The 24,091-nt window shown below is 58.2% G+C and carries 24 protein-coding genes, 4 tRNA genes and 1 riboswitch; of the genes, 8 read left to right on the top strand and 20 right to left on the bottom strand.

Going from position 1 to position 24,091, the window contains the following annotated elements; translation table 11 throughout:
- Window positions 1–14: 14 nt before the first annotated feature.
- The 7 genes from EJ576_RS13385 to EJ576_RS13350 all read right to left on the bottom strand — a co-directional run bounded on the left by EJ576_RS13385 (window position 15) and on the right by EJ576_RS13350 (window position 6,327).
- Window positions 15–1,115, bottom strand: a complete 1,101-nt coding sequence (locus tag EJ576_RS13385) for a hypothetical protein (protein WP_256656604.1) — start codon at window positions 1,113–1,115, stop codon at window positions 15–17.
- Window positions 1,116–1,263: 148 nt separating this feature from the next.
- Complete coding sequence (gene flgE, locus EJ576_RS13380; RefSeq protein WP_122687168.1) at window positions 1,264–2,580, bottom strand: flagellar hook protein FlgE; 1,317 nt, start codon at window positions 2,578–2,580, stop codon at window positions 1,264–1,266.
- A 31-nt stretch (window positions 2,581–2,611) separates the two neighbouring features.
- Window positions 2,612–3,340: a flagellar hook assembly protein FlgD gene (gene flgD / locus EJ576_RS13375; RefSeq protein WP_028617598.1), complete on the bottom strand. Its 729-nt coding sequence runs from the start codon at window positions 3,338–3,340 to the stop codon at window positions 2,612–2,614.
- A 16-nt stretch (window positions 3,341–3,356) separates the two neighbouring features.
- On the bottom strand, window positions 3,357–3,800 hold the full coding sequence (gene flgC / locus EJ576_RS13370) for a flagellar basal body rod protein FlgC (RefSeq protein ID WP_010208347.1): 444 nt from the start codon (window positions 3,798–3,800) through the stop codon (window positions 3,357–3,359).
- Window positions 3,801–3,803: 3 nt separating this feature from the next.
- Complete coding sequence (gene flgB / locus EJ576_RS13365) at window positions 3,804–4,211, bottom strand: flagellar basal body rod protein FlgB (protein WP_010208346.1); 408 nt, start codon at window positions 4,209–4,211, stop codon at window positions 3,804–3,806.
- Window positions 4,212–4,524: 313 nt separating this feature from the next.
- Window positions 4,525–5,352: a protein-glutamate O-methyltransferase CheR gene (gene cheR, locus EJ576_RS13355; RefSeq protein ID WP_122726421.1), complete on the bottom strand. Its 828-nt coding sequence runs from the start codon at window positions 5,350–5,352 to the stop codon at window positions 4,525–4,527.
- A 42-nt stretch (window positions 5,353–5,394) separates the two neighbouring features.
- On the bottom strand, window positions 5,395–6,327 hold the full coding sequence (locus EJ576_RS13350; protein WP_123474583.1) for a chemotaxis protein CheV: 933 nt from the start codon (window positions 6,325–6,327) through the stop codon (window positions 5,395–5,397).
- A 94-nt stretch (window positions 6,328–6,421) separates the two neighbouring features.
- Here EJ576_RS13350 and flgA point away from each other — a divergent pair, with 94 nt between their 5' ends.
- The 4 genes from flgA (at window position 6,422) to EJ576_RS13330 (ending at window position 9,015) form a co-directional block, all read left to right on the top strand.
- A complete protein-coding gene (flgA, locus tag EJ576_RS13345) occupies window positions 6,422–7,186 on the top strand; it encodes a flagellar basal body P-ring formation chaperone FlgA (RefSeq protein ID WP_122726416.1) in 765 nt (254 codons plus the stop codon).
- A gap of 141 nt (window positions 7,187–7,327) precedes the next feature.
- Window positions 7,328–7,651 carry a flagellar biosynthesis anti-sigma factor FlgM gene (gene flgM, locus EJ576_RS13340; protein ID WP_122687331.1) on the top strand — a complete coding sequence of 108 codons (324 nt, stop codon included), beginning with the start codon at window positions 7,328–7,330 and terminating at the stop codon, window positions 7,649–7,651.
- A 48-nt stretch (window positions 7,652–7,699) separates the two neighbouring features.
- Window positions 7,700–8,170, top strand: coding sequence for a flagella synthesis protein FlgN (locus EJ576_RS13335; RefSeq protein WP_028617603.1), 471 nt, complete (start codon window positions 7,700–7,702; stop codon window positions 8,168–8,170).
- Between the two features lie 95 nt (window positions 8,171–8,265).
- Window positions 8,266–9,015, top strand: a complete 750-nt coding sequence (locus EJ576_RS13330) for a flagellar brake protein (RefSeq protein WP_122726414.1) — start codon at window positions 8,266–8,268, stop codon at window positions 9,013–9,015.
- A gap of 60 nt (window positions 9,016–9,075) precedes the next feature.
- On the opposite strand, the gene EJ576_RS13325 is transcribed toward EJ576_RS13330, so the two are convergent.
- Together EJ576_RS13325 and EJ576_RS13320 are read right to left on the bottom strand one after the other, a co-directional pair.
- Window positions 9,076–10,461 (bottom strand): MFS transporter, encoded by a 1,386-nt coding sequence (locus EJ576_RS13325; protein ID WP_126570503.1) that lies wholly within the window; start codon window positions 10,459–10,461, stop codon window positions 9,076–9,078.
- 269 nt (window positions 10,462–10,730) lie between these two features.
- A tRNA-Arg gene (locus EJ576_RS13320) sits at window positions 10,731–10,807 on the bottom strand.
- 325 nt (window positions 10,808–11,132) lie between these two features.
- On the opposite strand from EJ576_RS13320, the gene EJ576_RS13315 reads away from it, so the two are divergent.
- From EJ576_RS13315 to EJ576_RS13305, 3 genes are all read left to right on the top strand, one after another.
- Window positions 11,133–11,360, top strand: a complete 228-nt coding sequence (locus EJ576_RS13315; protein ID WP_126570502.1) for a hypothetical protein — start codon at window positions 11,133–11,135, stop codon at window positions 11,358–11,360.
- A gap of 10 nt (window positions 11,361–11,370) precedes the next feature.
- On the top strand, window positions 11,371–11,550 hold the full coding sequence (locus EJ576_RS13310) for a PA3371 family protein (protein ID WP_122726380.1): 180 nt from the start codon (window positions 11,371–11,373) through the stop codon (window positions 11,548–11,550).
- 379 nt (window positions 11,551–11,929) lie between these two features.
- Window positions 11,930–12,256 carry an Arc family DNA-binding protein gene (locus EJ576_RS13305; protein WP_003175643.1) on the top strand — a complete coding sequence of 109 codons (327 nt, stop codon included), beginning with the start codon at window positions 11,930–11,932 and terminating at the stop codon, window positions 12,254–12,256.
- 169 nt (window positions 12,257–12,425) lie between these two features.
- On the opposite strand, the gene mgtE is transcribed toward EJ576_RS13305, so the two are convergent.
- The 8 genes from mgtE to ltaE form a co-directional block, all read right to left on the bottom strand.
- On the bottom strand, window positions 12,426–13,868 hold the full coding sequence (mgtE, locus tag EJ576_RS13300) for a magnesium transporter (protein ID WP_122726378.1): 1,443 nt from the start codon (window positions 13,866–13,868) through the stop codon (window positions 12,426–12,428).
- 340 nt (window positions 13,869–14,208) lie between these two features.
- Window positions 14,209–14,285, bottom strand: a tRNA-Arg gene (locus EJ576_RS13295).
- Between the two features lie 72 nt (window positions 14,286–14,357).
- Window positions 14,358–14,434: transfer RNA gene (locus EJ576_RS13290), tRNA-Arg, on the bottom strand.
- Window positions 14,435–14,542: 108 nt separating this feature from the next.
- Window positions 14,543–14,633, bottom strand: a tRNA-Ser gene (locus tag EJ576_RS13285).
- Window positions 14,634–14,695: 62 nt separating this feature from the next.
- The gene (gene csrA, locus EJ576_RS13280) at window positions 14,696–14,884 is read right to left on the bottom strand and encodes a carbon storage regulator CsrA (RefSeq protein WP_003175645.1); all 189 of its coding nucleotides are present in this window, start codon (window positions 14,882–14,884) and stop codon (window positions 14,696–14,698) included.
- Window positions 14,885–15,059: 175 nt separating this feature from the next.
- Complete coding sequence (locus EJ576_RS13275; RefSeq protein ID WP_028617609.1) at window positions 15,060–16,301, bottom strand: aspartate kinase; 1,242 nt, start codon at window positions 16,299–16,301, stop codon at window positions 15,060–15,062.
- Window positions 16,302–16,396: 95 nt separating this feature from the next.
- Window positions 16,397–19,015: an alanine--tRNA ligase gene (gene alaS, locus EJ576_RS13270; RefSeq protein WP_028617610.1), complete on the bottom strand. Its 2,619-nt coding sequence runs from the start codon at window positions 19,013–19,015 to the stop codon at window positions 16,397–16,399.
- A 146-nt stretch (window positions 19,016–19,161) separates the two neighbouring features.
- Window positions 19,162–20,166, bottom strand: a complete 1,005-nt coding sequence (gene ltaE, locus EJ576_RS13265; RefSeq protein WP_126570501.1) for a low-specificity L-threonine aldolase — start codon at window positions 20,164–20,166, stop codon at window positions 19,162–19,164.
- A 191-nt stretch (window positions 20,167–20,357) separates the two neighbouring features.
- Window positions 20,358–20,527: riboswitch (FMN riboswitch) on the top strand.
- A 96-nt stretch (window positions 20,528–20,623) separates the two neighbouring features.
- Here ltaE and EJ576_RS13260 point away from each other — a divergent pair.
- Complete coding sequence (locus EJ576_RS13260) at window positions 20,624–21,130, top strand: 6,7-dimethyl-8-ribityllumazine synthase (protein WP_010208324.1); 507 nt, start codon at window positions 20,624–20,626, stop codon at window positions 21,128–21,130.
- Window positions 21,131–21,323: 193 nt separating this feature from the next.
- On the opposite strand, the gene astE is transcribed toward EJ576_RS13260, so the two are convergent.
- From astE to astB, 3 genes are read right to left on the bottom strand one after another with little or no spacing between them, the layout of a single operon-like run.
- Entirely contained in the window at window positions 21,324–22,328 is a 1,005-nt protein-coding gene (gene astE, locus EJ576_RS13255; protein WP_122726375.1) for a succinylglutamate desuccinylase, read from the bottom strand.
- Window positions 22,329–22,339: 11 nt separating this feature from the next.
- Window positions 22,340–22,630: a hypothetical protein gene (locus tag EJ576_RS13250; protein ID WP_003214319.1), complete on the bottom strand. Its 291-nt coding sequence runs from the start codon at window positions 22,628–22,630 to the stop codon at window positions 22,340–22,342.
- A 24-nt stretch (window positions 22,631–22,654) separates the two neighbouring features.
- Entirely contained in the window at window positions 22,655–24,001 is a 1,347-nt protein-coding gene (gene astB, locus EJ576_RS13245) for an N-succinylarginine dihydrolase (protein WP_122726373.1), read from the bottom strand.
- Window positions 24,002–24,091 lie beyond the last annotated feature (90 nt).

The raw sequence follows: 24,091 nt of genomic DNA, 5'->3' as shown, positions 1-24,091 counted from the left end.
TTTTATGCCTACAATCAGGTCAATGCATAGGCAATACCGGGTTGAGGGCGACCGCCTCGCTGCCCCCACAACTCGACTTGCCCACCAATAACGGCCATTGAGTGTTTGTTGTAACCCACCACCCCTAACTGACCGTTTGCCAACCCATTGCTCGACGTTTGGTGATAACGGCCTCTCAAACCGAGGCGATCCAGCGCTTCATGGGGCATTTCACCGTTGTTCAGGCTTTGCATCGCATGGGCAAAACTGCGCTTTGCATCATTGGGGTTGTCATCCAGTCCATTACCTTCCATCTGGGCACGCTTGGCGCTTGCCGCATAGAGAAAGTTGGCGTTGGTCAGCATTTGTGGATCATCCCCGCTAAAGCCTGCATAAGCCGCAGCCTGCTGCAACTCGCTTTTAGACAACTGAAGCTTAAAGCCGTCCTTCATGGTGACGTCATAGCCATTGCCCGTCTCGGTTACCTTGTCAAAGATATCCTGAGGGTTCTTGCCGTATTTCATCATCGCCGCTTTTATGGCCGAAACGGTCACGCAACTTCCATTGTCACCCTGGTAAAAACCACTCCAGATGTTACCGGCCCCGAACTCTGTGCTGGGCTTTTCCCCAGGTTTACCCGTATTGGTCTTGTAGTCATAAAAACCTGCCCCTTTGCTGGGCGGCACATTGGACATGGGCTCCGAACCACCAAAGTCATTTCGGTTTACCCCGCCTCCGCCGCCGCCCCCTCCACCTCGACCACCGCCACCACCGCCGCCGTTATCTATTGGCGGCGCCGGTGGAGATACATCATCTGGAAAAAGTTCTGGAAACATCCTCTTCAAAAAAGCCAGCCAATCGCTAGAAGCATCTTTCTTTAACTGCTCAATCAACTCCTTGAATTTCTCCTCGCCGAGCTTCTTGCGCATTTCATTGAGTTTGTCGCGCAAATCCTGGACAGTCTGGCTCTTATTGGTTTTCTCGGCATCCTCCAGCGCCTTGAGCAACGTTGAAATGGCCGCCGTATCTGCATCACCGCCATCGGTCTTGTCTTGGTTTTTTTTAGTCTCATGCGTATTGCTCTCGCCGCCGAAGTACACCCGATCGACTTGAGCCAACCTCTGTGCGCCCTGCATAGAATCCCCACCTTTGAGTTGATCACCGGCTCAATGGGTGAAGAAAAAGTCATCAATGGTTCCATCCTCAAGGGCACATCGAATGTAAACGCGGGCCAAAAAAAACCCCTCATCGAGGGGTTTTTTAAGCGGTATCAGATCAACAGCATCAAGTCATCTGAATGATGGTCTGCATGATGGTGCTCTGGGTGGAGATGGTCTTGGCGTTCGCCTGATAGTTGCTCTGCGCTTTGATCAGGTCCACCAGCTCGTTGGTCAGGTTGACGTTGGAGTTCTCCAGGGAGTTGGCCACGATCGAGCCCAGGGTGCCGGCTTGCGGGGTGTCATAACCTGGCTGGCCCGAAGCGAAGGTCTCTCTCCAGGTGGTTCCGCCAGCCGGCTGCAGGCCTTGTTCGTTGTTGAAGCTGGCCAGGGAGATCTGGCCGATGGCCTTGCTCTGCTGGTTGCTGAACGTTGCGAACAGTACGCCGCTGCCGTCGATTTTCAGGCCGGTGATCTGGCCGGTGGCGTAGCCATCGGTGACCGGTGGGTTACGGTAAGTGGCCGAGTTGTACTGGGTGATGTTGGCCATGTTGACGGCGATCCCGGTTGGGTTCGCATCAGCACCATTTTTCTTCCACACACCATCGGTCACGGTGCCAGGGACCCAACCGGTGATGGTCAAGGTCTTGTTGGAAACAGTACCCGTCACGACGCTGGTGAGTTTGCCGGCACCGTCAAAGCTCAATGTCGACGGTACTGGCGCCTTCACATCGGCACCGGTGCCGAAAGGAGGTGAACCGTCCGGGTTGCGGCCGTCAATCAGCGTATAGGCATTCCACTTGTTGCCGTCGGTTTTCACCAGGTATTGCACCATTGGGTGTGCATTGCCCTGGGAGTCGTACAAGGTGGTGCTGTACTGGGTGGTAAAGGTGCTGGTGTCGTTCGGGTTGAACGGCTTGGCCGCCTGGTCGATCACCGGCTCCGAAGAGTTCAGGTTACTGGTGGAGTCCACTTTGGTGGACGCCTTGGGCGGCAGGTTCGACAGGTTCAGTTGCAGGTCGGTCAGGCCGCCCTTGATGATCTTGCCATCCGCATCCGCCGCATAACCTTGCAGGCGCGAGGTGCCGGTGTTGTTGGTGATGTAGCCGTCTTTGTCGGCACGGAAGGCACCGCTACGGGTGTATTCCAGCGAACCGTCACTGCCCTTCTGCACGAAGAAGCCGCCGCCCTGGATCGCCATGTCCAGGATGCCGCCGCTACCGTTCACGTCACCTTGGGTGAACTGCTGGGATACCGCCGCCAGGTTCACACCGTTACCGATGCTGTTCTGGCCGGTGCCCAGCTTGGAGGCCGCGTAGATGTCCGCGAATTCCGCACGGGACGACTTGAAGCCAGTGGTCGCGACGTTGGCGATGTTGTTGCCAGTCACGTCCAGTTGTTTGTTGGCCGCATAGAGGCCGCTAAGGCCGATGTTAAAAGACATGTTTCTCTCCCTCTGCCGTATTTAGCCGGCTCTATGTACCGATAGTCTGAATTTGCGACAGCTTGACGCTGCCCATGCCGCCAGCCAGGTTCAACAGCATTTCGCCGCCGGTCTTGCTCAAGGTCACGCTCGTTACCGTTGCTGGCAGCGAAGTGGTCAGGGCAACGGCGTCGCCCTTGTCATTCTTGGTGGTGGCATTGAAGGTGTAGGTGCCCGCAGGAGCGACCTCGCCCTTCTCGTTCTTGCCATCCCAGATAAAGCTCTGACTGCCGACAGCCTGGGCGCCCATTTCGATGGTGCGCACCAGGTTGCCGTCTTTGTCGGTGACCTTGACGGTGACGTTGCCCGTCGCCGTTTTCACATCCACCGAACCGGTCATGCTCTTGCTGGTATCTACCATGGCCTTGTCGGTCTGGATGATGATCGAGCGGCCTACCAGCGACGATGCCTGCAGCGCTTGCGACGAGCTGAAGTTGCTGGAGATCGCATTCACCGAGTCATTCAGCGTATTGATGCCTTCCAGGCTGCTGAACTGCGCCAACTGAGCCACGAACGCGCCGTTGTCTTGCGGCGACAGAGGGTTCTGGTTCTTCAGCTGGGTTACCAACAGTTGCAGGAACGCATCCTTGCCCAGCGACTGTTTGCCGGTCGCGGCCTTGGAAGCGTCGCCCAGGCTGCTAGCGTTGTCTGTGGCGGTCTTGACCTTGGAATTGAAAAGGTCCTGGACTGGCGTGTTGTTACTCGTATCAACAATGGCCATTATTTGGCGCCCCTTATCACTGACCCAGGGTCAGGACCTTCTGCATCATGGTTTTGGCGGTGTTCATCATTTCCGCGTTGGTCTGGAACGAGCGGCTGGCGGAAATCATGTCGGCCATTTCCTCGACCACGTTGACGTTGGGGTAGTAGACATAACCCTTTTCGTTCGCGGCGGGGTGGTTGGGTTCGTAGCGGGCTTCAAGGTTGCTCTGGTCTTCGACCACACCGAGCACTTGCACGCCGGAGCCTGCTGCACCCTGGTCCTGGAACAACGAATCGCTGCCGCCCGCCTGGCCGCCCTGGAACATGGTGGCGAACACCGGGTGGCGGGCACGGTAAGTCTGGTCAATGCTCGAAGACACGGTCTCGGCGTTGGCGATGTTACTGGCGACGGTGTTCAAACGCGTGGTCTGCGCGCTCATGCCACTGCCGGCAATATTGAAAACACTGGACAGGGACATGGCTTACTCTCCACGCAGGGCTGACATCAGCCCTTTGAATTTGCTGTTAAGCAGGGTGAAGCTGGCTTGGAAGTTCACCGAGTTCTCGGCGTAGGCCGATTGCTCCAGCTGCGCGTCGACGGTGTTCTGGTCGATCGAGGGCTGCATCGGCGTGCGATACAGCAACGACTCGTCACCATTGCTCAGGCCTTGGGCTTCGATATGACGACTGTTGGTCATGTTCAAGGCGAAGGTGCCGTTCTTGGTCTTGTCCTGCTGTGCAGCGAGCACGGCGGAAAAGTCCAGGTCCCGAGCCTTGTAGTTCGGGGTGTCGGCGTTGGCAATGTTGTTGGCCAGGACTTCGGCACGCTGGGCGCGGAAGCCCAGGGCTTGTTCGTGGATACCGAGCGCTTTATCGAAGCTGATGCTCATGGTGGAAACCTTTAGGGGCTGACCTGCTTTTCGTTAACAGGGTTATAGCAAGGTGTGTGCCAGTTTGTGGGAAGCCCGTATTTAAAGGGCTTTGGGGCGGATTGCCGGGCGGCAATGCCAGAAAAGCGGCAACGGGTTTCCGCGTGGTGCCAGTAAAGCGGCAATCCGGGTTGCCGCTATTGAAAGGTTTGCCGCAAAAACAAATGTGGGAGCGGGCTTGCTCGCGAATGCAGTCTGTCAGTTGATACATGCATCGACTGACACTGCGCTTTCGCGAGCAAGCCCGCTCCCACATTTTTTTATCACGTACGACTTACTTAGCCTGGTAAATGATCCCCGGGCTGCACTGCACCATCTGGTAATGATCCGGCAGTCCGTTCAGCGCTTCGGAAGCACCCAGAAAAAGGTAGCCGCCACGCTTGAGCGTGCCATGGATGCGCAGCAGGATGTCTTTCTTCACTTCGGCCGAGAAGTAGATCAGCACGTTGCGGCAGAACACCATGTCGAACTTGCCCAGACTGGCGTAGCTGTCAAGCAGGTTGAACGAGCGGAACTCCACACGATTCTTGATCGGCGCCTTGACCGCCCAGCGCCCCGCCCCTTTCGGATCGAAGTAACGTTGCAGGCGCTCCTGCGACAAACCACGGCCCAGGGCCAGGCTGTCGTACTCGCCAGTCTTGCAGTTGTTGAGCATCGTGCCAGACAGGTCGGTGGCGACGATTTGCGCCCCGGCCTTCAACTGGCCCATGTTCGTCCGTTCGAACTCATCGATGGACATCGAAATCGAGTACGGTTCCTGCCCCGAAGAGCAAGCGGCCGACCAGATGCGCAGGCGCTGGCCGGGGCTGGCCTTGATGGCCTCCGGCAACACTTTGCTCTTGAGCACTTCAAACGGATAGGTGTCGCGAAACCACAGGGTTTCGTTGGTGGTCATGGCATCGACCACCATCTCCTTGAGCCCACTGCGCGGCTGCCCTTGGATGCGCTGGACCAGCTCACCCAACGACTTGATGCCCTGCTGTTCCATCAGTTTGTTGAGACGGCTGGATACCAGGTACTGCTTGTTTTCACCGAGCAGTATGCCACAGGCTTTTTCCAGGAAGACCCGGAACTGTTCGAAATCCAAATTACCCGTAGACAATGATACCGCCTCTTAAATCGTGTGACCGCCAGGGGAAATCCCCTAGCCGTGATCTGCTGCCTTGATCCGGTCGACTACCCGGGATGCCAGGTCATCAGGACGGAATTTGGCCAGGAAGTCATCGGCACCGACCTTCTTGACCATCGCCTGATTGAATACACCCGACAACGAAGTATGCAGGATGATATGCAATTTTTGCATGCGTGGATCGTTGCGTATCTCGGCCGTGAGGGTGTAGCCGTCCATTTCCGGCATCTCGATGTCGGAGATCATCATCAAGAATTCTTCTTCCGGCTTCTTGCCGTCGTCCACCAGCTTGCGCAGGTAATCCAGCGCCTGGCGACCGTCGTTGAGGGCCACCACTTCCACACCGACCGTCTGCAGGCAACGGGTCACCTGCTTGCGCGCTACCGAGGAATCGTCCACGGTCAGCACGCGCAGGGAAACGGCCTTGTGCGCAGTTTCGGCGTCCACCACCCCCACGGAAATCGATTCCGAGGTAGGTGCCACTTCGGCGAGGATCTTCTCCACGTCGATAATTTCCACCAACTGGTTATCCACCCGCGTCACCGCCGTGAGGTAGTGATCGCGACCGGTGCCCTTGGGCGGCGGATGGATCTCCTCCCAGTTCATGTTGACGATGCGCTCCACCGAGCGCACCAGGAAACCCTGGGTCTTGGTGTTGTACTCGGTAATGATGACGAACGGGTTCTCACGGTCCTGCAAACCCGCCGAACCCGTGGCCAGGGACAGGTCAAGAATCGGGATCGTCGCGCCACGGATATTGGCGACGCCACACACCACCGGGCTCGACTTGGGCATGATCGTCAGCTTGGGGCATTGCAGCACTTCCCGCACCTTGAACACGTTGATGCCATACAACTGCTTGCCATCCAGGCGAAAAAGCAACAACTCCAGGCGATTCTGCCCTACCAGCTGTGTGCGCTGGTTTACTGAATCCATTACTCCTGCCATGCCTTGACTCCCACGCTAAAACCTTTGGCCATACCTATAAGGGCAGTGACGCGCACCCAACTCTAAACGGCACGGCCTTTGCTATTTATTGGTCATGGATATTAAAACGACATTTTCCCGACGCCCCATCCTGACACGGTACCGCACATTGCTTTGCGCACCGCTGGCGCTGCTTGCCTTCGGCCTGGGCACCGCGGCCCGCGCAGACAACGTCACCTTGCCTGATCTACTTATCGGCGTCACCCAAGGCTTTCTTGAGTTCACTGTAGAAGATTATCTGGCAACTACCCAGACACCAGGGCGTTATGAAATCCAGGTCAACCAGTTGGACCCACGCCTGCGCATGCCCATGTGCGACAAGGAATTGACAGCCACCCTGGAAAGCCCCGCCCAGCCGATCGGCCGTGTGACGGTCAAGGTGCGCTGCGACGGCGCCTCGCCCTGGACCGTGTTCGTGCCGGCGCAGGTCAAGCTCTTCCGTGATGTGGTGGTGGTTGCCCGCCCGCTCAAACGTACCGGCATCATCGGTTTCGAGGACGTGGTACTACGCGAACGCGACATCAGCATGATCAGCCAGGGCTACCTGACCTCCCTCGACCAGGCGGTCGGGCAGAAATTGACCCGACCAGTGGTCACCGACCAGGTCATCACTTTGGTGCATCTGGAGCAGGCGGAGGTGATTCGCAAGGGCGACCAAGTGGTGATTTCCGCCAGCAGCGGTGCGCTGCAGGTAAAGATGCCGGGGGAAGCCCTGTCCAATGGCGGCATGAGCGAACAGATTCGCGTGAAGAACCTCAACTCCAACCGAGTGATCAAGGCACGGGTCACCGCACCGGGTCAGGTGGAGGTGGCTTTATAGACTACTGGTATCGGGCGCGCGCTTTTCCTACACTGTCGGTTGGATGCCGGCCTGCAGGTTTTATTGTCAATCGAGCCTAAAGTTTGTCCGGGTATGGCCGAAAACATGGCAAGCGTCCAAATACCCAGAGGTTTTTTGATCATGGTCATCGATTTCAGTCGTTTAAATAACACCCCGACCACGTCGGCCCCTACGCGAGCTACTGGCACCAAAGACAGCGTAGAAGCCAAGGCCCAGCCACTGCCCGCCAAGGCAGAACAGGCCAGCGTCAGCCAGAGCGGGGAATCCGTACACCTGAGCAATGAGGCTCAACAGTTGCAGAAGGTCACTGACTCGCTGCGCGATCAACCGGTGGTCAATAAAGCCCGTGTGGCGGAATTGAAACAGGCAATCGCCGATGGCAGCTATAAAGTCGACAGCAACCGTGTAGCCAGCAAGCTGCTTAATTTCGAAGCCGAGCGCTAGGCACAGGCCTGCGCAGGGCTTTTGGACGCTTAAACCCCAAGGCCAGCCATGCATCACGACGAAAATCTGCTTCAACTGATCATTGATGATCTAGCGCCGACGCAACAGCTGCTCGAGCTGCTCAGGGAAGAATCCCTGGCCCTCTACGGCCGGGACATGCCCCTGCTGGAAGAAATCCTGGCGCGCAAGCAGTCGCTGATTGTCCTGCTGGAACAGCACGGCAAAAAACGCAGCCAGATCCTCGTCAGCCTGGGCCTGCCCGCAGACCATGATGGCCTGACGCAGCTGGCTAGCCACTCTTCGGTTGGCGATCAACTACTGGCCCAGAGCAAAGAACTCAATCAATTGCTCACCCAGTGCCAGGAAGCCAACTTGCTCAACGGTCAGTCGATCCAGCTTCAGCAAGCCACGACCGCCAACCAGTTGCGTATACTTCACGGCGGAGAGCCTCCGGCGCTTTACAATGCCCAAGGTTCCACCTCGCGCCTGGTCAAGCCAAGCACCCGCAGCCAAGCCTGACGCCGGTTTACAGCGCACCTTTCCAAGGCGCGCCACATACTGGCAGAATGCCTGCTCTTGCGTGTAGTCGTATTTTGTCTGGAGATGGAAGAACCGTGTTCAACGCCCTTAATGCGGAAGATGCCCCGCAGCCACCCAAGGTCCTCACCACGCCTCTGGAAATCGCCAGCACCTTGCGGATGCTGCAAGACAGCCATGACCCGCTGATCATCACCTTTCATGAGCGCAGCCAGCGCTTCCAGAGCTACCTGGTCGACGTGGACCGGGACAGCAAGACCCTGGCACTGGACGAAATGATCCCGCGTGACGGTGAGCGCTTCCTCGAAAGCGGCGAGCCGTTTCGTATCGAAGGTTTTCATGAAGGCGTGCGCGTCGCATGGGAAAGCAACGGTACTTACACCATCAGTGAAAAAGACGGCCACCGCATCTACACCGGCGGCATGCCTGACGAAGTAGTCTACCACCAGCGCCGCAATGCCTTCCGCGCCGCCTTGAAACTGGCCCAACTGGTCAACATCGAACTGGGCGGCGAGAAGCTCAATGCACCGATCAGCGGCAAGCTGCTGGATATTTCCGCCACCGGCTGCAAACTGCGCTTTGAAGGGGATATCTCCGAGCGCTTGCAACTGGGCCAGGTCTACGACCGCTTTATCGCCGCCCTGCCCTTTGGCAGCATGACCACCTCGGTCGAACTGCGTTATTTGCACTTCGAAGAGAAGATCAACACCACCTTCGCCGGTGTGCGCTTCCACAACATGAGTGGCTTGGTGCAGCGCCAAGTCGAGCGTTTTGTGTATCAGCTGCAACGCGAAGCAAGGCGCTTCGACAAAGACGATGATTTTTAAAGCTTAAAGATCGCGGCAAAAAAACGGGCAGATCCTGATGGGATCTGCCCGTTTTTGCTTTCAGGGACGCGCCCGGCTCAAGTCGTGAGGGTGCTCGTCTGGTCCCACGGGTTCAGGCGGCCCTTCAAAGAGCGGCTCATCCGGCTCTGGGTTCGGACCCGTTTGCGGCTCAGCGTCCGGGACGGCGGTTTGCATTTGCTCCTGCACCACAGCCTCATCCACCCGCGGGTCGAGGCACGCCACCAGCGGCGAGCTGGACATGCTGTCTGGCATCGCGACGTGGTGCAACGGTGCGTCGTCCACCTGATGCAGGTTGGTTACAGCTTTCGGCCGGATACGCCACACCAGGATCAAAGCGCACAGGCTGAAAAACGCATACAACATCTGACTGCCAAAGAGCTTCATCACCACGCCGGCCAGCAGCGGCCCGATGCTGGCGCCTACACCGTAGGTCACCAGCAGCATCGCTGTCAGGGATACCCGACGATCGCCTTCGACGTGGTCGTTGGAAAACGCCACGGCCAGCGGGTACAGGCAAAACTGAACCAACGAACACAGGAACCCGGCGACAAACAGCACTTCCAGCGGAACCTGAGTCATGATCGCCAGAGGCAATGCCGCCACAGCCAGAGCCAAGGCAAAACAACGGATCAACAGCGCGCGATCATAACGATCAGACAACCAGCCCAACGGCCATTGCACCAACAGCCCGGCAAAAATGCAGCTACCCATGAACAAGCCGACTTGCTCGGTTGTGAGCCCTTGCTGCGACGCGTAGAGCGGCGCCAGACCGTAGAACGAGCCCACGATCAATCCCGCACCGAGCACCGTACTCAACGACTGCGGCACGCGCTTGATAAAGAAGCGTGGCTCCATCGGCGCAGGATGCAGCGGCGCCGGGTGAATCCGCCGGGTCATGGCCACCGGCACCAGGCACAGGGCGAAACACAGCGCCACCAGCATCAGCAATTCAAGGCCAAGCTGAGGGTGCATGACCAGGATCAGTTGACCGAGGACCAGGCCCAGGTAGGAAGCGATCATGTAACCGCTGAACACCACGCCACGCTGCTTGGCGTCCGCCTGCTCATTGAGCCAGCTCTCGATAACCATGTACTGGCACATCATGCCCAGGCCCACGATCATCCGCAGCACGATCCACGCCGGCAGCCAGTCGATCAAGCCATGGCCCAGCACGGCCGCACCGACAATCCCGGCGCAGGTTGCATAGGCGCGGATATGCCCGACCCGGGCAATCAGGCGGTGCCCGATCTTGCCACCCAGCACCAGGCCAAAATAGTTGGCCGCCATCAACGCACCCACCCACAGGCTGTCGACATGATCAGCCGCCAGGCGCAGGGCCAGGTAAGTACTGAGCAGGCCGGAGCCGATCAGCATCATCAAGGAGGCGAAATAAAGGGCTCGAAAAGATTTCCAGATCTGGCGCATCGGCGTTCCGAGCGGCTCCTTGCGGTGAGAGACAGGGCTATCGGCATGATAGTCCGGGGTGGCCGGGTCCGGACAGGCGGTATGCGCTGTTTCCGGGGATTATTTTGCTTAAAGGCTCAGACGCTGTCTGGCTGCTCGCGGGATACACGGATTGCGATAAATACACGACGCAAGGGGTGTGAACCCAGAACCCTGGCAAGGTTCGACCCATCTTCAGAAAACGCCCACAAAAAAGCCCCGCCAGACGGATCTGTGCGGGGCTTTGGATCTGGTGTCCCAGGGCCGGTTCGAACGGCCAACCTTCCCCTTAGGAGGGGGATGCTCTATCCAATTGAGCTACTGGGACAAATGACAGCCGATACGCTGAAGGCGCGGCGACGGACGGCGTGCATGTTAACGGCCGAGGTGAGTTTTGTCATGTCGTCCGTGGGCTTTTTGAGTGTAGGCCGATACCGACCTCATTTATCCCGCCTTGCCCCCGAAAATACAGGCCCGCGAGCCCATCGTGCAAAATGCACTCCCCCAAAAAGCCATCATTGCAAATTGCAACCTTTCAGTCGTTTAAAGTAGACTCAAGCCTTTGATTTTATTGAACTAATAGATTGGCACGACACCTGCAATACTTCTCCTACAAACCCAATAAGCCACGGCGTTAAGCGGAGAACATGACCATGAACAGTGCCCTTCTGTTAGCCCTCAACACCGTAGCCCTGGCTGCATTGCTGATGTTTCACTTTCAATCGACCGGCAGCAACGATCCTGCGCAGATCAGCCAGGCCGTGCCACATCACCTGCAGCAACGCCCGCAACTGGCGGTGATGACCCCCAATGCGCAATCGCCTGTACGCCTGACCCAAGGCACTCAGTCCGCACCCGCCTCTGGGCACTGGGTTTTCTGAGGAACCTCTGATGAACAAATTTGCCTGGCTGTTTTTATGCCTGACCGTATCGATAGGGATTCTGGGCCTGGGGACTGAATCCCAAGACGGCCAAACGACCGCATTCGTCGCCAGTGGCGTGTTCGCCAGCCTGTTGCTACTCACCTTGATCGTGGGTCGACGCATCAAATTTGACCCAGTCCTGCGCTAACCCCCCTCCCTACCTTATGTCGCCTTCCCCTCGCTAATCGGCGAATTGCCACTAGTCTTAAACTTAAGGGCAAAAGGCCACTTTGCTATAGGATGTGCGGCCTCAAACCCTGTGGTGGCATGGGCTGACGGGAAGTTCCATCGCGGATTCACGCGTTGAAAATTTTTCCAACCAGTCCGCAAAAATGCAAATGAGTGCTGGCATAAAGCCTTTAGCCAGTTCAATATTTGTCACAGAATTGACGCCAAGGAAATGTCAAATCTGAGGCATGATGCGGCCTCTTTGCAATTCAGGTTGAACTTTGGTCGTGAGCCTTGTCTTAACACTCATCTTGCGGCCAATTCCAAAAACCGCTCCCCTGAACTAACCGGTTAAATATATGCGCCCATTGAAACAGGCAATTTATTCCAGCCGTACGGCTGACAAGTTCGTCGTACGTCTGCCAGACGGAATGCGGGAACGCATTGCCGAGGTGGCTCGCAATCATCACCGCAGCATGAACTCCGAAATCATCGCGCGCCTGGAACAAAGCCTCATTCAGGAAGGTGCGCTGGGCGACGAGTTGAGCATGCGCCTGGACAGCCCCGAGCTGTCGCTGCACGAACGCGAACTGCTGCAGCGTTTTCGTCAGCTCTCCCACCGCCAGCAAAATGCTCTCGTCTCGCTTATCGCGCATGACGTTGAGGCGGCCGCAGAAGCCAATTGATCTGCAACTGAAAGCCGAAGCCAGCCATGTGCTGGCTTTTTTTTGCGTGGGATTTTTTGTAGGAGCCGGCTTGCCGGCGATCCGAGCGATGCGGTCTATCAGTTAAACCGAGGGGATGCGATCGCTGGCAAGCCGGCCCCTAAAGAGGAAGCCGGCGCGCGATGCAAGATCAAAGTAGGAAGATCGTTGCCAAACCCAGGAAGATGAAGAAGCCACCACTGTCGGTCATGGCCGTGATCATCACGCTGGCACCCATTGCCGGGTCGCGCCCAAGGCGGGCCAGGGTCATCGGGATCAATACCCCCATCAGCGCCGCCAGCAGCAGGTTGAGCGTCATAGCGGCGGTCATCACCACACCGAGCGACCAGCTGCCATACAGCAAGTAGGCCACCACACCGATCACCCCACCCCACACCAGGCCATTGATCAAACCAACCGCCAACTCTTTGCGCAGCAGACGCGACGAGTTCGCCGTACTCACCTGATCCAGCGCCATGGCGCGCACGATCATGGTAATCGTCTGGTTGCCCGAGTTACCGCCGATACCAGCCACAATCGGCATCAGCGCTGCGAGCGCCACCAGCTTCTCGATCGAGCCCTCGAACAATCCAATAACCCGCGACGCAATAAATGCGGTAATCAGGTTAATGGCCAGCCACGCCCAACGGTTATGCAGTGAGCGCCAGACCGAGGCAAAGATATCTTCCTCTTCACGCAAACCTGCCATGTTGAGGACTTCTGTCTCACTCTCTTCACGAATCAGGTCGACCATTTCATCGATGGTCAAACGGCCGATCAGCTTGCCGTTCTTGTCGACCACCGGCGCCGAGATCAAGTCATAACGCTCAAACGCCTGGGCGGCCTCGTACGCGTCTTCATCCGGGTGGAAACTCACCGTGTCGCTGGCCATCAGGTCTGCGACTTTCTTGTCTGGATCATTCACCAGCAGCCGCTTGATCGGCAAAACACCCTTGAGAATGCCTTCATAGTCGACCACGAACAGCTTGTCGGTATGGCCCGGCAACTCTTTGAGACGACGCAGGTAACGCAAGACCACTTCCAGACTAACGTCTTCGCGGATGGTGACCATCTCGAAGTCCATCAGTGCGCCGACTTGATCCTCGTCGTAGGACAGCGCGGAGCGCACACGCTCACGTTGCTGGCCATCGAGGGCTTCCATCAGCTCATGGACAACATCACGGGGCAGCTCAGGGGCCAGGTCGGCCAGTTCGTCGGCGTCCATCTCCCTGGCCGCAGCCAGGAGTTCGTGATCGTCCATGTCGGCGATCAGGGTTTCACGAACCGAGTCGGACACTTCGAGCAGGATGTCGCCGTCTCGATCAGCCTTGACCAACTGCCAGAGGGTCAGTCGATCGTCGAGCGGCAAGGCTTCGAGAATGTAGGCGACGTCGGCAGAGTGAAGGTCGTCGAGCTTGCGTTGCAACTCAACGAGGTTTTGCCGGTGAACCAGGTTTTCGACCAGATTGTTGTTCGGGCCATCCTGGCGGTGCGTGAGGTCTTCGACCACGCGCTGGCGCTGCAGCAGCTCGATGACTTGAGCCAGACGATCCTGCAGGCTTTCTTGTGTTTTCTTTACTTCTACTTCGGTCATAGGCGAACTCCACTCCCAGCAGCGGGGCACGCCGGAAGGATCAATCAGTCAATTCATGATTGGTAAAACGGGGTACTGAGCAACTACTGGGTAAGTCCATGGAGGTATTCCACAAGCCCCGGCGGGGCTGACGGGCGCAATGATACACCGCCCGGCCACTTTAAACGTCAAAAAACTGGGAAGAACAAGCGCTTGCGAGCCAAAGCTGAGTATTGGCTGCATCTATGAACTGCGACGACGCAGTGGAGGAGGAAAACACATGGGCGCGAGAGAAAAAGAAAAAGTCCTACACAATCCCCAGACGGCAAAAAGCCCGCACTAGGCGGGCTTTTTGTTTGTATGGTGCACTCGACAGGATTCGAACCTGTGACCGCTCGGTTCGTAGCCGAGTACTCTATCCAGCTGAGCTACGAGTGCAGATTGTGTTTTTAGACCAGATCACAACTGGTTGTAACCGAATCACTTGCATTGCTGCAACTGACTCTTAAATGGTGCACTCGACAGGATTCGAACCTGTGACCGCTCGGTTCGTAGCCGAGTACTCTATCCAGCTGAGCTACGAGTGCATTTGTTGCCGCGCATTATAGGCCGTTCAATCTCTATGTAAAGCTATTTTTTCGTTAATTTTCAACAACTTAGCGAAAAAACCAGATTGCAACGTACTAAGCAAATAATGGCGGAGAACGGGGGATTCGAACCCCCGACACCCTTTTGAGGTGTACTCCCTTAGCAGGGGAGCGCCTTCGGCCACTCGGCCAGCTCTCCGCAACACGGGGCGTATATTAACCACGTTCATCCCCGTTTGCAAACATAAAAAACGATAAAAATTAAAGGCTTGGTTCTTCGTCCTTCTCTTTCTTGATCCGCAGGTAGATTTCCTCGCGGTGTACCGCCACCTCTTTCGGAGCGTTAACCCCGATACGCACTTGATTGCCTTTGACGCCGAGCACGGTCACGGTGATTTCGCCATCACCGATAATCAGGCTTTCTGCGCAACGACGAGTCAGAATCAGCATACCTTTCTCCTCACGCATTTCAGTTCAGGAACAACAGTCTGCAAAAAAAAGGCCTTCGACCTACAACCCAAAGGCCATAGCCCTACCCGCCTAAGTATTGTCGAGCGCACGCAAAAGAACATGCGCTCTACAAAAAAAGGAAAGGCGCGGTAAACCGCGCCTTCCTGGCACTTCGTCACTCGCCCTGTCGGGCCGGAGCGTCCAGCTCAAAAGCGGTATGCAGTGCGCGTACAGCCAATTCCAGGTACTTCTCTTCGATGACCACCGAGACCTTGATTTCCGAGGTGGAGATCATCTGGATGTTGATGCTTTCCTTGGCCAGTGCCTCGAACATGCGGCTGGCAACGCCGGCATGGGAACGCATGCCCACACCCACGATCGACACCTTGGCAATCTTGGTATCGCCGACCACTTCACGGGCGCCAATCTCGCTTGCGGTGTTCTGCAGGATCTTCTCCGCCGCATCGTACTCGTTGCGGTGCACGGTGAAGGTGAAATCGGTGGTGTTATCGTGCGAAACGTTCTGCACGATCATGTCGACTTCGATGTTCGCGCCGCTGATAGGGCCCAGGATCTTGAAAGCCACACCCGGGGTATCCGGCACGCCACGGATAGTCAGCTTGGCTTCATCACGGTTGAAAGCGATACCGGAAATGATCGGCTGTTCCATGGATTCCTCTTCATCAATAGTAATGAGGGTGCCCGGACCCTCTTTGAAGCTGTGCAATACGCGCAGCGGAACGTTGTACTTGCCGGCGAATTCCACCGCACGGATCTGCAGCACCTTGGAACCGAGGCTGGCCATTTCCAGCATCTCTTCAAAGGTGATCTTGTCCAGGCGCTGGGCCACGGAGACAACGCGCGGATCCGTGGTGTAAACGCCATCCACATCGGTGTAGATCTGGCATTCATCGGCCTTCAGAGCCGCGGCCAGTGCCACGCCGGTAGTGTCCGAACCGCCACGCCCCAGGGTGGTGATGTTGCCGTGCTCATCCACACCCTGGAACCCTGCTACAACTACCACGCGCCCGGCTTTCAGATCCGTACGGATTTTCTGATCGTCGATCTGCAGGATCCGCGCCTTGGTATGCGCGCTGTCAGTGAGGATGCGCACCTGACTGCCAGTGTAGGACACCGCCGGCACACCGCGCTTGTTCAACGCCATGGCCAGCAAGGCGATGGTCACCTGCTCGCCGGTGGACACGATCACATCCAGCTCACGTGGCAGCGGCTGTTGATCACCACTGATTGCCTTGGCCAGGTCGATCAGGCGATTGGTCTCGCCGCTCATGGCCGACAGCACCACCACAAGGTCGTCGCCGGCATCGCGGAATTTCTTAACCTTGTCGGCCACCTGCTCGATTCTTTCAACAGAGCCGACCGAGGTGCCTCCAAATTTCTGTACGATCAAAGCCATTTCTAAGCCGCCTCAGCCCGTAAAGGGGCGCCCAATAAACAAATTCAAGCAACCGAGCGAGCCCATGACTAGACCATGGGCTCATTAACAGCGCCTTAAATGCCTGCCTCGACAAACGGCACGGTCAGGGCCAGTGCCGCGTCCAGGGCACCGGCGTCTACACCACCGCCTTGCGCCATGTCCGGACGACCACCGCCCTTCCCGCCCACTGCCGCGGCGGCTTGCTTCATCAAATCACCGGCCTTGAGTTGGCCAGTCAGGTCTTTGGTTACACCGGCAACCAGAACGACCTTTTCCTCATGGACACCGCCGAGCAGGATCACTGCGCGGCCGAGCTTGTTCTTCAACTGATCGACCAAGGCCAACAGCGCCTTGCCATCCTGACCGTCCAGGCGCACGGCCAGGACTTTCACACCCTTGACGTCCAACGCGCTGGCCGACAGATCATCGCCCGCCGCACTGGCTGCCTTGGCCTGCAACTGCTCCAGCTGTTTCTCCAGCGCACGGTTGCGCTCCAGAACGGCGGACAGCTTGTCGATCAGGTTGTCACGGCTGCCCTTGACCAGGCCCGCCGCCTCCTTGAGTTGTTCTTCAGCCGCATTGAGGTAAGCCAGCGCCGCAGCGCCGGTCACCGCTTCAATACGACGCACGCCGGACGCCACACCGCCTTCGCTGATGATTTTCAGCAGGCCGATGTCGCCGGTACGGTTGGCGTGGATACCGCCACACAGCTCCACCGAGAAGCTGCCGCCCATGCTCAGCACGCGCACTTCATCACCGTACTTCTCGCCAAACAGCGCCATGGCGCCTTTCTTTTTAGCGGTTTCGATATCGGTTTCTTCGGTTTCCACCGCTGTATTCTTGCGAATCTCGGCGTTGACGATGTCTTCCAGGGCCTTGATCTGCTCCGGCTTGATCGCTTCAAAGTGGCTGAAGTCGAAGCGCAGGCGCTGACTGTCGACCAACGAACCCTTCTGCTGAACGTGATCACCCAGTACCTGACGCAACGCGGCGTGCAGCAGGTGAGTGGCGGAGTGATTCAAAGCGGTTGCATGCCGTACGTCGGCATCGACCTGGGTGTCTACCGGCGCACCGACCGTCAGGTTGCCCAGCACCAGCACACCGTGATGCAGGAACGCGCCGCCGGTCTTGGTGGTGTCGCGCACCTCAAAACGACCGGAGGTCGAGCTGAGGAAACCACAGTCACCAATCTGGCCGCCGGACTCGGCGTAGAACGGCGTCTGGTCCAGGACCACAACGGCCTCATCGCCTTCGTTCAACACGTCGACCGATTTACCGTCTTTATAGATAGCAACAATTTTGGCCGAGCCAACGGTCGCCTGGTAACCAATGAACTCGGTAGGCACATCAACCTTGACCAGGGTGTTGTAGTCCAGGCCAAAGGAGCTGGCGGAGCGAGCGCGCACGCGCTGGGCTTCCATCTCACGCTCAAAACCGGCCTCATCGACGGTCAGCTCGCGCTCACGGGCAATGTCGGCGGTCAGGTCCATCGGGAATCCGTAGGTGTCGTAAAGCTTGAACACCACGTCGCCCGGCACCACGGTGCCTTTGAGCCCGGCCAGGTCCTGCTCCAGGATCTTCAGGCCGTGTTCCAGGGTCTTGGAGAACTGCTCTTCTTCAGCCTTGAGCACGCGCTCGATGTTGTCTTGCTGCTGCTTGAGTTCCGGGAAGGCTTCGCCCATCTCGGCAACCAGCGCGGCGACGATTTTGTAGAAGAAGCTGCCGGTGGCGCCCAGCTTGTTGCCGTGACGGCAGGCGCGACGGATGATGCGACGCAGCACATAACCACGGCCTTCGTTCGACGGCAGCACGCCATCGGCGATCAGGAAACCGCAGGAACGGATGTGGTCCGACACTACTTTGAGCGACGACTGGTTTTCGTTGGCGCAGCCAATCGCGGCAGCCGAGGCGCTCAGCAGGTTGGTGAACAGGTCGATTTCGTAGTTGGAGTGAACGTGCTGCATCACCGCACTGATCCGCTCCAGGCCCATGCCGGTGTCTACCGACGGCGCCGGCAGCGGATGCAACACGCCATCGGCGGTGCGGTTGAACTGCATGAACACGTTGTTCCAGATCTCGATGTAACGGTCGCCATCTTCTTCCGGCGAGCCCGGCGGGCCGCCCCAGATGTCGGCGCCGTGATCGTAGAAGATTTCGGTGCAAGGGCCGCACGGGCCGGTATCGCCCATGGTCCAGAAGTTGTCGGAGGCGTACGGCGCGCCCTTGTTGTCGCCGATGCGGATCATGCGCTCCACCGGCACACCGATTTCATTGGTCCAGATGTCATACGCTTCGTCGTCGGTCGCGTAGACGGTGACCCAGAGTTTTTCCTTCGGCAGCTTCAGCACGCCGGTCAGGAAGGTCCAGGCAAAGGTGATCGCGTCTTTCTTGAAATAGTCGCCGAAGCTGAAGTTGCCGAGCATTTCGAAGAAGGTGTGGTGGCGCGCGGTGTAACCGACGTTTTCCAGGTCACTGTTCTTGCCGCCGGCGCGTACGCACTTCTGGCTGCTGGTGGCGCGGGTGTAGGCGCGCTTCTCCTGGCCCAGGAAGCAGTCCTTGAACTGGTTCATCCCCGCGTTAGTGAACAGCAGGGTGGGGTCATTGCCTGGGATCAAGGAGCTGGAGGCTACACGGGTGTGGCCTTGCTCTTCGAAGAAGCGAAGGAAGGCTTCACGGATTTCTGCGCTTTTCATTAGGTTCTTCCACGGAGGCTGCGGCCAAAGGCCAGTGCGCAACATCATCAGACGGAGCGACGGCAAAGGGCCGCATTATATCGGCCCTTTGCCGGTGGTACAGCGTGTTTATACGATTGAAACGTTCAATTAGACGGTCTGCACGGTCATTTCCGCGAAAATTCGACGAATGTCTGCGCGACCTGCTCGATCTGCGCCCGGCTGACATCCAAATGCGTGACCATGCGCAGACGCGGGGCGGCGCTCAACGTGATCCCGCGTTCGGCGGCAAACGCCTTCAAGGCTTGAGCCTGGCCACCGATCTGCACGTAGACCATGTTGGTCTGCACGGGCTCCACCTCATAACCGGCCTGGCGCAACGCATCGCCCAGCCATTGGGCATTGGCGTGGTCATCAGCCAGGCGCTGCACCTGGTGATCCAGGACATACAGCCCCGCCGCCGCCAGTGAGCCGGCCTGGCGCATGCCGCCGCCAACCATCTTGCGCAGGCGCCGAGCCTTGGCGATCAACGCCGTAGAACCGCACAGCACCGAGCCAATCGGCGCGCCAAGGCCTTTGGACAGGCACACCGACACCGAATCGAAATGCTGGGCAATCTCGCGCGCATCCACGCCGAGCTTGACCGCTGCGTTGTAGAGCCGCGCGCCATCCAGATGCAGGGCCAGGTCATGTTCACGGGTGAATGCCCGTGCCTTTGCCAGGTAATCCAGCGGCAATACCTTGCCTTGCATGGTGTTTTCCAGCGCCAGCAAACGGGTGCGGGCAAAGTGGAAGTCGTCGGGCTTGATCGCCGCCAGCACCTGGTCCAGGTCCAGGGAACCATCGGCCTGCACTTCGAGGGGTTGCGGCTGGATCGAACCGAGCACCGCCGCGCCACCGCCTTCGTATTTGTAGGTATGGGCCTGCTGGCCGACGATGTATTCCTCGCCGCGTTCACAGTGGGCCATCAACGCCAACAGGTTGCTCATGGTGCCGGTCGGCACGAACAACGCGGCGGCAAAACCCAGGCGCTTGGCCAGTTCGGCTTCGAGGCGATTGACGCTGGGGTCCTCGCCATACACGTCATCGCCGCTGACCGCAGCGGCCATCGCGTCCCGCATGCCGGGGGTGGGTTGGGTCACGGTGTCGCTGCGCAGGTCGATCACAGACATGAAACAAGCCTCTGAAGGGTTGAGTAAGTTCCTTTTGTGAGTGATTACTGCGGGCAACGCCACGGAATATCAAGCCCCCAATGCATTCAATCGAATACCAACCAAACAAAGCGATATAGCTTATCGATACAGCGGTCGTGCAGTTTTCGAAAAAGCGTGTTAAAAACTCTCCGCCGCCAGGGTTCTGGTGGCAACGTTCTCAGGGCGGGGTGCAATTCCCCACCGGCGGTAATTACACGCAATGTGTATAGCCCGCGAGCGCTTGGCGCCTCGAACTGCTCCGGCAGGACGGCGACAAGGTCAGCAGACCCGGTGTGATCCCGGGGCCGACGGTCATAGTCCGGATGAAGAGAGAACGGGATTGGCACCTAAGGGCCGCGCACGAATTGTGCTTGCGTACCCTTAAATCCCATTCGATTCATAACGCCCTGTTTTTTTCTTAAACAGGAGTCAGAACATGCAACCCACCGCAATCGACAGCAAAAGCAAAAACCACCACGGCGAGCGCGTCGCGTTTATCCAGGCCTGCTGGCACAAGGATATTGTCGACCAATCGCGCAAAGGTTTCCTCGCCGAAATGATCGCCCAGGGCTACCAGGAATCGGACATCGATTTCTTCGAAGTCGGCGGCGCCTTTGAAATGCCCTTGCACGCCAAGCTGCTGGCCAAGACCGGCCGTTACGCCGGTATCGTTGCCGCCGCGCTGGTGGTGGACGGTGGCATCTATCGCCACGAATTCGTCGCCCAATCGGTGGTCAGCGGCCTGATGCAGGTGCAGCTGGAAACCGAAGTGCCGGTGTTCTCGGTGTCCCTGACCCCGCATCACTTCCACGCCGGCAGCGAACACCAGACCTTCTTCTACGAGCACTTCGTACACAAAGGCCAGGAAGCTGCGCGCACCTGCGCCGACACCTTGCATAAAGTGCGGGCGATCCGCCGCAGTGAGCAAAAACTGGCGGTCTGACACAGACTGAGCCCATAAAAAACGCCCCGACAAGCTCGCTTGCCGGGGCGTTTTTTATGGGGGCGCTGCTGCATGATAACGACCCAAGCACCGAACCCACTACGACCAACCCCGAACCTTTCAGCGAGAACGGTTTGCGCAAAGCGTTGGGGCTGCCGCCGCGTACTGCATCCAGGTCGACACAGATAAGTGCTTAAACCAGTGCTGCGTCGGTGGTGGGCACAATCAGAATCCCGGCCCGCAAGCCATTCTTCACCTTCGGGTTAGGGAAGATGATGCGCGCACCCTCCTCCTCGATCACCCAGCGGGTCTTGGCCACATCTTCGGCCAGCAGGTAGCCCTGCGCTAACGGCGAGAAGTTCTCCACGTCAGCGGGCAAGTGCATCAGGAAGGCATCGCTGTGTTTGATGACTTCGCGCGATACGGCAAACAATTGCAGGCCGTCCAGGCTCTCGGTTTCCGGCTCGGTGCCTTCGATGATCTGCTTCAGGCGGGTTTCCAGGCGAGATACGTCCACACCCTGGTTCTGCCCGAACGGCCGCGCCTTGCCCAGCTCCAGGGTGAAAGCCTCGGCGTCGAGTTGCTCGTAGGTAAACGCGGTGAAGGTGATCGAGGTTTTGTTCTGCAACAGCACCGCTTGCATGCCGGCAGCGTTCAGGCGTGCCAGTTCATGGCGCGAATGCTGACGGCCTTCCTTCCACGGGTACAAAGCGAACTGCTCGATCTTCGAGCCACGAATAGCCGTGTGCAGGTCGTAATGCAGGCGCGAGCGGCCAGGCTGGCTGAAGAAGCTGCGGGCCAGTTGCTCAAGCTCGGCGGCGCGCATGGCCTCCGGGCCGATATTTTTTTCGTGACGGCCGTTGAACAGCCGGTTGACGTCCAGTTCCAGGTAACGCTCGCCGCGGCGCATGGCCTCGGGGTTGCCGAACAGGAACAGAATACGGGTGCGGGGTTTGATCTCCCCACGGGCGATGCCATGCAACAGGCGGTCGAGCAATTCGATCGGCGCGGTTTCGTTGCCATGGATGCCGGACGACAGCAGCAGGTCGCCGCCGCTGTCCTTCGCTTCAGGTGGGCGCACTTCAAGCGCGCCCTCGCTGAGCCAGCGCATCTGCACGCCGTCGACAGTCAGTTGAATTTTTTGCGCCGGTTCACGACCGGCGAGGGTCAGTTCAAGCAGTTTGCCGAGGGCGAGCATACGCAGCTTCCTTAGTGGTTGCAGCCTGGGCCGTGGACGTGATCGTCGTCATCACCTTCAACGTCGGCCGGTTCCATTTCCAGTTGCAGGCTCATCAGGTTGGTGGCCAGTGGGCGCATCAGCAGATTGGCGTATTCGGCATCGCCTTCTTCCACGTCAACGCCGATCAGCAGTTGGCCACGGCCGTCGTGCTGGATCCAGATTTCCTTGCCCTGCCAGACCACGGCGACGCGGGTGCAGGAAGTTTCCAGCTGGGTGCCGTCGGTGTCTTCAAGAATCAGTTTCAGGGTGTCGGTGGTCATAAATAGCTCTCAGCCATGCGGCGTTTAATTGATCTGGAAAGGATAAACCGAGCCCAGTTTAAGGATTTGCGTCAGTTCATCCAGTGCCGTCCGGCATTCAAGCAGCAACTGCGGGTCAGCCAGGTCGCTTTCGCGCAAGCTGTCGCGGTAGTGCCTGCCTACCCACTGGGTCAGTGTTTCGTACAACGGCGCGGTCATGATAACGCCTGGATTCACCGCCGCCAGTTCCGTTTCGTTCAACGCCACACGTAAACGCAGGCACGCCGGGCCACCGCCGTTCTGCATACTTTGCTTGAGGTCGAACACCTTCACTTCGCGGATCAGCCCACCGGCAGCGGTCAGGCCTTGCAGGTACTGCCAGACGCGCTCATTGGCACGGCACTCTTCCGGCACGATCAGCAGCATCGAGCCGTCAGCGCGGCTCAGCAACTGGCTGTTGAACAGGTAGGAACGTACCGCGTCTTCGACACTGACTTGCGCGCGCGGCACGCAGACGGACTGGAAGTGACCGCCCAACTTACCCAGTTTGCCGTGCAGTTCCGCGAGCATCTGTTCGGTATTGAGGAAGGCATCTTCGTGATAGAACAGCACTTCGCCGTTGCCGACCGCGATCACGTCGTTGTGGAACACGCCCGCATCGATCACTGCCGGGTTCTGCTGGGCGTAGACCACGCCGTCATCCTTCAAGCCGTGTAGCCGTGCGACCGCCTGGGACGCTTCCAGGGTCTGGCGCGCCGGATATTTCTGCGGCGCCGGGTAACGGGGATCGAACGCGCTGCGACCAAACACGAAAAATTCGACGCCCGCCTCGCCATATTCACGGCAGAAGCGCGTGTGGTTGGCCGCGCCTTCATCACCGAACTGCGCCACGGCCGGCAAGGCGGCGTGGTGGGCGAAGTGTTTATCATCGGCAAACATCGCGCCCAACACACGGCTGGTGGTCGGGTGTTCGATGCTGCGGTGGTATTTGCAGTTGAGGTTGGCGGCGGTGAAATGCACGCGGCCGTCAAAGGTGTCGGCACTTGGGCTGACGGTGGCGGCGTTGGCCACCCACATGCTCGACGCGGAGCAGCTCGCGACCAGCAACGGCATCGCATCCTTGGCCGCTTGCTGGATCACTTGGGCGTCGGTGCCGCTGAAACCCAGGTTGCGCAAGGCGGCCACATCAGGACGTTCCTGGGGCGCCAATACACCTTGTACAAAGCCCATGTCCATCAGGGCTTTCATTTTCTGCAGGCCCTGCAACGCCGCTTCCTTGGGGTTGGAATGCTGCTGGCTGTTGCTCTGGGACGCGACGTTGCCGAAGGACAAACCGCCGTAGTTATGGGTCGGCCCCACTAGACCGTCAAAATTGACTTCATAGGATTTCATCGGCGAGGCTCCACGAACATCTGTATTTTTATAGGCATCAAATTACTTGAACACACCACCGACCTAATGTGGGAGCGGGCTTGCTGTGGT

The sequence above is a fragment of the Pseudomonas sp. C 49-2 genome, assembly GCF_003970195.1.
Classification (GTDB): Bacteria; Pseudomonadota; Gammaproteobacteria; order Pseudomonadales; family Pseudomonadaceae; genus Aquipseudomonas; species Aquipseudomonas canadensis.
This window is presented reverse-complemented; position numbering and strand designations above follow the sequence as displayed.